Here is an 8,495-nt window from a genome sequence, read left to right as displayed (position 1 = left end):
GAAGAAATTTGCGCAAAACTATTGACAGTACCTTGAAAAATTCACAAAAATATGGTACAATACGTCTAAATCAGCGAGATAAATCGGAATTTACGGAGGATAAATGATGCAATTCACAAAGATTGATATAAATAATTGGACACGAAAAGAGTATTTCGACCACTATTTTGGCAATACGCCCTGCACATATAGTATGACGGTAAAACTCGATATTTCTAAGTTGAAAAAGGATGGAAAAAAGTTATACCCAACTCTTTTATATGGAGTTACAACGATCATCAATCGACATGAAGAGTTCAGGACCGCATTAGATGAAAACGGACAGGTAGGCGTTTTTTCAGAAATGCTGCCTTGCTACACAGTTTTTCATAAGGAAACTGAAACCTTTTCGAGTATTTGGACTGAGTTTACAGCAGACTATACTGAGTTTCTTCAGAACTATCAAAAGGATATAGACGCTTTTGGTGAACGAATGGGAATGTCCGCAAAGCCTAATCCTCCGGAAAACACTTTCCCTGTTTCTATGATACCGTGGACAAGCTTTGAAGGCTTTAACTTAAATCTAAAAAAAGGATATGACTATCTACTGCCGATATTTACGTTTGGGAAGTATTATGAGGAGGGCGGAAAATACTATATTCCCTTATCGATTCAAGTGCATCATGCCGTTTGTGACGGCTTTCATGTTTGCCGTTTTTTGGATGAATTACAAGACTTGCTGAATAAATAAAATCCCAGTTTGTCAGTATCTTAAATAGAATATATGTGACAGAAAACATCGTAGAAATACGGTGTTTTTTGTTACCCAAAACCCCACAATTTCATACATAACCACAGGTTAGTACAAATACCTTGCGTGATTTTTTGATAGGCTTAGCAAGGGTTTTTTACCCGATTTTCGCCCCCGAGAAATGACAGAAACAAGGCTCTGAGTATCTTCCCTGTGGTTTTTTTGTTTTCAGACGGAAAGGAGGATTGATATGCCGAGAATGAGTAAGAAACGGAAACAAGAGTGGGCGTTGTTTCTGAATGAAAGAAATCGCATTACCTACAACGACCTTTGCAGAAAATGCAGTAATGACTGCAAGCAGAGTTTCCGCTGTATCGTGGTGCTTTGCCCTAAATATTTATCGAAAAGGAGAACGAAGAACAATGATGAGAATGGAAAATGAAATGAATGTAAATGTACCTCTTGAAGTTGTCAAGGCAAGTGAAATCGAACCGAAAGAAGTGAAATGGCTGTGGTATCCGTATATTCCATTCGGCAAGGTTACGCTGTTGCAGGGCGATCCGGGCGATGGAAAAAGCAAGTTAATGCTTTCCATTGCCGCCCTGCTTTCAAAGGGAGAAGCCTTACCCTTTACCGATGAAGAAATAGAACCTATGACTATCATCTATCAGACAACGGAAGATGATGCAGACGATACGGTAGTACCCCGATTTAACTCTGCCGGTGGGAATGGAGAAAATCTTATCTTCATCAAGGAAGATGAAAAGTCTTTATCCTTTGGAGATAACCGTATTGCTGAAGCAATCGAAAAGTATCACGCAAAACTTTTAATTCTTGACCCGATGAGTTCCTATATCGGAGAGAACTGTTCAATGAACAATGCCAACGAAACAAGGGCAGAGTTTAATCACTTGATTGCAGTTGCAAAAAATACTGGCTGTGCCATCGTGATTATCGCCCATATGAACAAGATGAGAGATATAAATCCTCTTTATCGCACCAACGGTTCGATTGATATTGCGGGTGCTGCAAGAAGTATTCTTGCAATCACACGCACACCGAACAAAGAAGCACCAGCGGAACGATATATGGTGCAAGTGAAATCCAACCTTGCCCCGACAGGCTCGGCAATTCTTTTTGAGGTGGCAGAAAAGGGAGTGGACTTTATTTCTGAAATGGAAATGACCGCAGAAGAAGCGTTCCAATCCCTCGCACCCAAAATGGGCAGACCGAACGAAAAGGAAATCAAGGCGAAAGAATTTCTTTTGGAAATGCTGAAAGACGGAGAAATGCTTTCTTCGGATTGCGAAGAAAAACTGGAAGCCGCAGGGTTCAAGAAATCGACCATTAAAAAGGCAAAGAAGAAAGCAGGAGTTATCTCCCGAAAACAAGGCTTTCTGTGGTACTGGTCTTTGCCGATGGGCGATATACCGAGAGAATAAATGTAGGCTGTCTGCTGATGGGACAGTCTGTTTTTATGATTGAGGTATCAAAGGAGGTCAAGGGGGAACACCCTTGCCCACGACATCTTTGCAGACGAAGTCTGAAAGTGTCATAGTGGGTTACACACATTCAAAGAATGTTGTGTAATGGCTTCGCCCTGCCGAGAAAGGAGAACGAAATGGCGAAAAGCAACAAGGTGGATATGAGTTGTGCAAGGGTAAAAAAATACACCGCTTCTGATGTGAGCAAGGCAGAAAGGCACAACGAACGCAAGAATGAAAGCTATGAAAATATGAATGTGATTGAGGAACGCATACCCTATAATGTGCATTTCAAAAAGCCTTTTGCACCGACCTATATGGAACAGTTAAAGCAGATGGAAACTGACGGTATGGTGTCGCTTCGTGGGTTGAGAAAAGACGCAACGCTCTTTAATGAGATTGTGATTGATGTGAACACGATGTACTTCGAGCGTAACGGCGGCTACGAATACGCAAAGCAGTTTTATGAAGAAGCGTTCCATTTCATCGAAGAAAAATTCGGTGCTGAAAATGTAATATCGGCAGTAATGCACGCTGATGAAATCAATATAGCGGCAACCGAGGAACTTGGGAAAGAGGTGTACCACTATCATCTTCACGCTATGGTTCTGCCTGTGGTGGAGAAAGAAATCCTATGGAGTAAGCGTTGCAAAGATGAAAAACTGCGAGGAACAGTTAAGGAAGTTGTTCATCAAATCAGCCATTCAAAGAAATGGAAATCGGATATTCCGCTGACCGATGAAAAAGGCAATCCGCTTCTCAGAAAGAATGGAAAACCTATGTTTCGAGCTTCGTACAGCATACTGCAAGACGAATTGTTTAACTATATGACGGAGCAAGGGTTCAAAGGCTTTCAGCGTGGCGAATACGGAAGTACCGCCGAACATCTTACTTCCCTACAATATCAAATCAAGCAGGACAAGGAACGATTGGAGAAGTTGCAGAAGCGTATTCAGCGTGAACAGATAAAGTATGAGCCTGCCCGTAATGTTTCCAAAACCTATAACGAGATTGACCGTATGGGGCAGAAAACAATCACAGGTAAAATGGCAATCTCCAAAGAGGATTATTCCCAACTGACTGCCCTTGCTAAAGAGGGCATTACCAGTCGTGCGGAAATCAGCGAATTAGAACAGAGTGCAAACTATTACCGACAGAAATATTTTGACTGTGCAAACGCACTCGAAAGAATGAAAACTAAATACAACGAACTGAAAGAAAAGTGCAGACCTTTTCTTCAAGCGTTGGAGCATTTTCCCGAAGTTGCTAAACTTTTTACCGAAAAAGTGAAGCAGCTTTTTTCTTTTAAGGAAGCACAGGAACGAGCCGAAAAAGAAGCAAGGGAAAAAGAACGACAGGAGCGTATCAAGGCTCGAAGAAACAAGCGTGGTATGGAAAGATAACCTTTTCCATTATACTCACGACTTAATGACTTCTTGAACTATTGAGAAACTGCGGTTATTGGGTGTTCTAATATGAATGCCCCACAATCAAATCTTACGAAAGAAAGGAACGGACTATATGAAAGAACAGAAACATTCTTATTCACAACGCATTGGAAAGATAACATTCATCGTAAATGTAAAGCAGTCCGAAAGTGCCAAAAAGCCTTTGAATACGGTGTTTCAGGACATCTGCAAGCACGAGGTTTTGGGCGGCTTCTTTACGGACAAATCGTTTAATTTAGAAAATCCACAAAAAGTATCTTGACAAACTCAATCCCGATGGAGTTATTTTTATCAGTATTGATGATAATGAAGTAGAAAATTTGAGAAAGATATGTGATGAGATTTTTGCTGAATATAATTACAGAAATGCATTATTGGTAAGAAGGAGAATAAAAAGTCTGAATTCGCAATTTGCAAGTAATGGGCTTTGGAGTCTGAATGTAGGATTTGAATATATTCTTATTTATGCTAAATCTGATTTATTCTTGATGACGGCGTTAAGATATAAAAAAGAGAATTCTTCAAAAAAAGGGAGATGGGATGTGTTTTGGAGTAATGCGGATAGACCGACTATGCGTTATGATATACTGGGTTTTACTCCAGAAACTGGACAATGGAGAAATTCAAAAGAAAAAGCATATATTGCAATTTCAAATTATCAGACGTACGTAGAAGAGTATTCTGATAAGATGACTATTGAAGAGTATGCTGAAAAATATGGGATAACAGAGTTTGTTAGACGAATTCCTAATGGAACTGGTAAAAATGGAGGAGTGCAACATTGGGTTGCTCCATCTGATACCGCATTAAGAACGAATAATTGGACAGATATTGAAGTTTCACAAATAGGTAAAGAAATACAGTTGCCATTTGATAATCCAAAAAGTAAACAGTTAATTGCTGAATTAATAAGATTGTGTGGATGTAAAAATGATATCATCCTCGACTTCTTCTCCGGCTCTGCTACCACCGCTCACGCAGTCATGCAGCTTAATGCCGAAGATGGCGGTAAGCGCAAGTTCATCATGGTACAATTACCGGAAGTGTGCGCTGAAAACAGCGAAGCCTACAAAGCAGGCTACAAAAATATCTGCGAAATCGGCAAGGAGCGCATCCGCCGTGCCGGTAAGAAAATCAAAGAAGAAAATCCGCTGACAACCCAGGATTTAGACATCGGCTTCCGCGTGCTGAAATGCGACAGCAGTAACATGGAGGACGTGTACTTCACGCCTAAGGAATACATGGATAAACAGCAGAGCCTGTTTGTTGACAATATCAAAAAAGACCGCAGCGATGAGGATTTGCTATTTGATGCTATGCTGAAGCTGGATACGCCGCTTTCCAGCAAAATCGAAAAGATAAGCATTGCCGGTAAAACTGTCTACAATGTGGCGCAAGGTCATTTAATAGCTTGCTTTGATAAGAATGTGACGGATGAGGTTATCACTGCCATTGCCAAAGAAATGCCGAGCTATTTTGTTATGCGTGACAGCTCGCAGGCTGATGACAGCGTAGCAATTAACTTTGAGCAGATTTTCAATACCTATAGTCCGCAAACAGTGAGGAGGGTGCTGTAATGAAGTTCAGTTTTAAAATTCAGCAGTACCAGACGGATGCTGTCAATGCAGTGGTTGACGTGTTCAAGGGACAGGTGCGTCCTGCGCAGGATACTAGCTACTTTTTTGATCCGGGCAGACTTGTGCCGGTGAAAACCAAAAATGCAAAGAATAGCAATGGTTATAACTTGTTTCAGCAGGAGCTTGACGAAAAGGAAGCTAAGCAGGATATAATACTTGGTTATGCCAATGCGCCAATAAAATTGGATAAGGTGCAGCTTCTGGAAAATATTAAGCTTATTCAAGGCAATAATAATATAACTCCGTCGAAGGAGCTTATAGATGGTCAGGGAAAGTGCAGTCTTGATATTGAAATGGAAACAGGTACAGGCAAAACCTATGTCTATATCAAGACCATGTTTGAGCTGAACAAGCAATATGGCTGGAACAAATTTATTATCATCGTCCCTTCTGTCGCAATCCGTGAAGGCGTCAAGAAAAGCCTGGAAACTATGGAAGAGCACTTCATGAGCCAGTATGGCAAGAAAGCGCGTTATTTCATTTATGACAGCAAAAACCTGACGAAGATTGATGATTTTGCCAAAAGCAACGAAATCAATGTAATGATTATTAATAATCAAGCCTTTGCCAAGTCCTTGAATGAGGAGAAGAATAAGGAGGGACGTGGCGGTGATAAGGGTGCGTTGATTATTTACAGTGAACGTGATGAATTCGGTTCACGCAAGCCTATTGATGTTATTGCCAAAACTAATCCTATTTTGATTCTTGATGAACCGCAGAAGCTGAATGGTCCTGCTACACAAAAAGCAATGAAGCGTTTTAATCCGCTTTTCAGCGTCAATTATTCTGCTACGCATAAGCAGGAGCATAATGAAGTATACCGTTTAGATGCAATAGATGCCTATAATCATAAGCTGGTCAAAAAGATAGAGGTTAAGGGTATTGAGGTTGTAAATCTTAAAGGCATTGACGGTTACCTTTACTGCGACAGCTTTGTTACTTCCAAAAATAAACCTCCCATGGTAAAGCTGGAATTTGAACAGCAGCTGAAAAGCGGTACTGTTAAGCGTGTTTTACGCAATTGTGCTTACGGAGATAATCTGTACGAGCTTTCTAACGGCATGCTGCAGTACGAAGGCTACAAAATCAGTGACATTGATGCCAGCGATACAGGCTGCGTAAGATTTACCAACGGAGAAGAATTACATGGCGGTGAAGTTGCTAACAACAGTCAGGAAATGTCTGATTTGCGTCGTGTACAGATTCGCGAAACTATAAAATCTCACTTTGAAAAGGAAGAGCAACTTTTTACGCAAGGCATCAAAACCTTATCGCTGTTTTTTATTGATGAGGTTGCCAAATACAGATTATATGACGAAGATGGCACACAAAAGCTGGGCGAATACGGCAAAATATTTGAAGAAGAATATCAGAAAATTTTCAGAGATAGGATGCAGGAGCTTTATCAAACGCCGTATGGCGAATATCTGAGAAATATGGCTGCGGATGTAAGTGCAGTTCATACAGGCTACTTCAGCATAGATAAAAAAGGCCATAGCGTTGACAGTAAATGTGAACGTGGCAAGGATACTTCTAACGATGAATCCGCCTATGATTTGATTATGCGTAACAAGGAAGCACTGTTAAGCTTCAATAATCCTGTGCGTTTTATTTTCTCTCACTCCGCATTGCGTGAAGGCTGGGATAACCCCAATGTATTCCAAATCTGTACCTTGAAGCAATCCAACAGCAATGTCAATAAGCGTCAGGAGGTCGGTCGTGGCATGCGTATCTGCGTTAATCAGCAGGGTGAGCGCATGGATGAAAGCGTATGCGGAGCTAATGTGCATGTGGTCAATAAACTGACGGTTATTGCCAGCGAAAGCTATGCTGGTTTTGTCGACAGCCTGCAGGATGAAATCAAAAAAGCTTTGTATGAACGTCCTGAAAAGGTATCTATAGAGTACTTCTTCGGCAGAGTAGTAAAGGTTGGCGATGAAACTTATAAAATTGAAGGCGAGCAGGCACGTCAGATAGTGAAATATCTTGATAGACATGATTATCTTGACGATGATGACAGAATCACCGAAAAATATAAGCAGGATGCCGCCAACGGTACTTTGGAGCCTGTGCAGGATAAGCTTAAGGATATTGAGCCTGCTGTACATGTACTGATTAAGAGCCTGTATGATAAAGATTCGCTTAAGGATATGATTACTAACGGTAATCAGACAACCGTTGAAAACAAGCTCAACAATAAGAATTTTGAAAAGCAGGAATTCCAGAAGCTGTGGAAGCGTATCAACCGTAAGTGTGCTTATACCGTAAAGATTGACAGTAATGTGCTGATTGATAAGGCTGTGGCAGCGATTGATGCCAAGCTGCAGGTTACTCAGACACTTTATACATTGAGCGTCGGATATCAGAAAAATAATATGCAGGCGCATGAATTAGAGCAAAAAACCAGCTTTGTAGCACCTTCACATACTACAAATGTATTGGAAAATGCTCATGACAGCAGCTTGAAGTATGATTTGCTGCACGAGCTGACGCAACGGACTTCTTTAACACGTCGCACTGTTGCTGCTATTTTGAGCAGAATCAATATGATGAAGTACAGGAAATTCCGTGATAATCCGGAAGAGTTTATCAGCAAGGTTGCACGTCTGATTAACGAACAGAAGGCCGGCCTGATTGTAGAAGGCGTTACCTACAATACAACAAATGAAGTTTTTGACAAAGAAATCTTTACAGCGGAATGTCATCGTGTAGCTTTGTCTAAGGTATTTCCTGCGTTGCATGCCGTAACTGATTATGTTGTTACTGATGGTACAGCAGAGCAGAGTGTGGAGCGTAAATTCGTTGAAAATCTGGATAAAGCAGATGAAGTCGCAGTATACGCAAAGCTTCCGCGAGGTTTTTACATTCCGACACCTGTAGGCAAATATTCGCCTGACTGGGCAATTGCTTTCAAAGAGGGAAAGATTAAGTACGTATATTTCATTGCTGAAACCAAAGGCACTAATGAAAGTACGGAACTGAAATCTATGGAGCAGGCAAAAATTAAATGTGCCGAAAAGCTTTTTGAAAAGCTTTCCAATGGCGAAGTGCATTACGGTCAGGTAAAGGATTACAAGAGCCTGATGGATATTGTACTGGATAGATAAACCAAAACCGAATATGGAATAATTCACGCTGATAGTTTGCTTGTGCCTATGTGTATACTCTTTTTGTAAAATCTTTACACTTGCTGTTA

At 40.8% G+C, this 8,495-nt stretch carries 7 protein-coding genes; all 7 read left to right on the top strand.

Annotated elements, in window-relative coordinates; translation table 11 throughout:
• Positions 1-106 precede the first annotated feature (106 nt).
• The 7 genes from HMPREF9443_RS03035 to HMPREF9443_RS03005 all read left to right on the top strand — a co-directional run bounded on the left by HMPREF9443_RS03035 (position 107) and on the right by HMPREF9443_RS03005 (position 8,406).
• On the top strand, positions 107-730 hold the full coding sequence (locus HMPREF9443_RS03035) for a type A-13 chloramphenicol O-acetyltransferase (protein WP_040564913.1): 624 nt from the start codon (positions 107-109) through the stop codon (positions 728-730).
• A 250-nt stretch (positions 731-980) separates the two neighbouring features.
• Positions 981-1,172 (top strand): hypothetical protein, encoded by a 192-nt coding sequence (locus HMPREF9443_RS10960; RefSeq protein WP_040564903.1) that lies wholly within the window; start codon positions 981-983, stop codon positions 1,170-1,172.
• Complete coding sequence (locus tag HMPREF9443_RS03025) at positions 1,153-2,172, top strand: AAA family ATPase (protein ID WP_040564901.1); 1,020 nt, start codon at positions 1,153-1,155, stop codon at positions 2,170-2,172. The genes HMPREF9443_RS10960 and HMPREF9443_RS03025 overlap by 20 nt, the downstream gene beginning before the upstream one ends.
• Positions 2,173-2,351: 179 nt before the next feature.
• Positions 2,352-3,617: a plasmid recombination protein gene (locus HMPREF9443_RS03020; protein WP_040564899.1), complete on the top strand. Its 1,266-nt coding sequence runs from the start codon at positions 2,352-2,354 to the stop codon at positions 3,615-3,617.
• 118 nt (positions 3,618-3,735) lie between these two features.
• Positions 3,736-3,924 (top strand): TnpW protein, encoded by a 189-nt coding sequence (locus HMPREF9443_RS03015; RefSeq protein ID WP_040564894.1) that lies wholly within the window; start codon positions 3,736-3,738, stop codon positions 3,922-3,924.
• Positions 3,905-5,239 carry a DNA methyltransferase gene (locus HMPREF9443_RS10500; protein ID WP_087942298.1) on the top strand — a complete coding sequence of 445 codons (1,335 nt, stop codon included), beginning with the start codon at positions 3,905-3,907 and terminating at the stop codon, positions 5,237-5,239. The genes HMPREF9443_RS03015 and HMPREF9443_RS10500 overlap by 20 nt, the downstream gene beginning before the upstream one ends.
• Positions 5,239-8,406 (top strand): type III restriction-modification system endonuclease, encoded by a 3,168-nt coding sequence (locus tag HMPREF9443_RS03005; protein WP_009145032.1) that lies wholly within the window; start codon positions 5,239-5,241, stop codon positions 8,404-8,406. Before HMPREF9443_RS10500 ends, HMPREF9443_RS03005 begins: the two co-directional genes overlap by 1 nt.
• The last annotated feature ends 89 nt before the right edge of the window (positions 8,407-8,495 follow it).

This window comes from Phascolarctobacterium succinatutens YIT 12067 (assembly GCF_000188175.1).
In the GTDB taxonomy this organism is placed as follows: Bacteria; Bacillota; Negativicutes; order Acidaminococcales; family Acidaminococcaceae; genus Phascolarctobacterium_A; species Phascolarctobacterium_A succinatutens.
This window is presented reverse-complemented; position numbering and strand designations above follow the sequence as displayed.